1 protein-coding gene is annotated in these 1,713 nt (G+C 64.0%); it reads left to right on the forward strand.

Annotated elements, in window-relative coordinates; translation table 11 throughout:
- Positions 1-141: 141 nt before the first annotated feature.
- Positions 142-1,713: amidohydrolase (locus RMO81_RS09140; protein ID WP_310475524.1), on the forward strand; the 1,572-nt coding region annotated here is incomplete at its 3' end.

The following is a 1,713-nucleotide window of genomic DNA, read 5'->3' on the forward strand; positions in this document are numbered from 1 at the left end:
ACGCTGGAAACCGCGATTGGCCTTTATGAGCGGCTGGGCTTTGCGCCGATCCCGGCCTATCTTGAAGTGGAAGTGCCGGAAATCATGTTTCCGCACTGGGTGTTCATGGCAAAAGACCTTTGAAAACAGGAAGAACCTGAAATGAAAAAACTGCTGCTTGCCGCACTATTGGCCACCGCCACGCCGGCGCTGGCCGATACGCTCTACACCAATGCCAATGGCTACACGCTCGACAGCAAGGACGAATTGCAGCGCTTTGCCACGCTGGTGGTGGATGATGATGGCAAGGTGGTATCAACGTTGCAGGCCGGCGCGGCGCTGCCCGCCGGCACGCGCGTCGATGTGAAGGGCGCCACGCTGTGGCCTGGCCTGATCGATGCCCACGGCCATGTGATGCGGCTGGGCGAACTGAAACTGGTGGTCGATCTGCGCGACACCGCGTCCATCACCGAAGCGCTGGGCCGCATCAAGGCCGGCATTCCCGCCGCTGGCTGGATCCTGGGCCGCGGCTGGAATCAGGAACGCTGGTATGCCGATGGCAAGCTCATCAACCGCTTTCCCTTTGCCGCCGAACTGGATGCCGTCACCGGCAGCCGCCCGGCCTTTTTCGCCCGCGTCGATGGCCATGCCGGCTGGGCCAACACCGCCGCCATGAAAGCCGCCGGCATCACGCGGGACACCAAGGCTCCCGATGGCGGCGAAATCATCCGCGATGCCGCCGGCAATCCCACCGGCGTGTTTGTTGACAAGGCGATGGCGCTAATTGATCGCGTCATCCCCGATGATGATGAACAGCGGCTCGATCTGGTGCTGGAAAAAAGCCTCGAAACCATGGCCGAGGTCGGCCTGACCGGCGCGCACGATGCCGGCATGGATAAGCTCACCTGGGATCGCTACGTCCGCTTTGCCAAGACCGGCAAGCTGACGGCGCGTATCTATGCCATGGCTGGCGGCCCCGAAAATCGCAAGGCGATCGCGCCGAACGGCCCGATCCCGTGGAGCCACAATGATCTGGTGGCCATGCAGTCGATGAAGCTGGTTTCCGATGGCGCGCTGGGCAGCCGCGGCGCCTATCTGATCGCGTCCTACAGCGACATGCCCAATACGCGCGGGCTGGATATCACCCCGGCCGACAAGCTGAAGACTTATATCACCGAAGCCAGCCGCGACGGCTTTCAGGTCAACACCCACGCGATTGGCGATTCTGCCAACCGCTCGACCATGGACGGCTATGCCGCCGTGCCCGCCGCCGAGCGGGCGCGCCTGCGCCACCGCAACGAACATGCGCAGATCGTGGACATGGCCGATCTCGGTCGCTTCGCCAGCTTGAAGATCATCGCTTCGATGCAGCCCACCCACGCCACGTCCGACAAGGGCATGGCCGAAGCCCGCGTGGGCGATGCACGACTGCAGGGCGCTTATGCATGGCAGCAGATCAAGAAAAGCGGCGCTGAACTCGCCTTCGGCAGCGATTTCCCGGTGGAACCGCCCGATCCGATGTTCGGCCTGCACGCCGCCGTCACCCGCCAGTCCCGCGATGGCCTGCCGGCCGGCGGCTGGCGGCCGTGGGAGAAGGTCAGCCTGGCCGATGCCTTTGCCGGCTTCACCACCTGGGCCGCCCGCTCCGGCCACAATGAAACCAAGGTGGGCACGCTGGAGCCGGGCAAATATGCCGATTTCATCACCCTGGAACGCGATCCGTTCACCGCGCCG

Origin of the sequence: Sandarakinorhabdus sp., assembly GCF_031422795.1 — a bacterium.
Taxonomy (GTDB): Bacteria; Pseudomonadota; Alphaproteobacteria; order Sphingomonadales; family Sphingomonadaceae; genus Sandarakinorhabdus.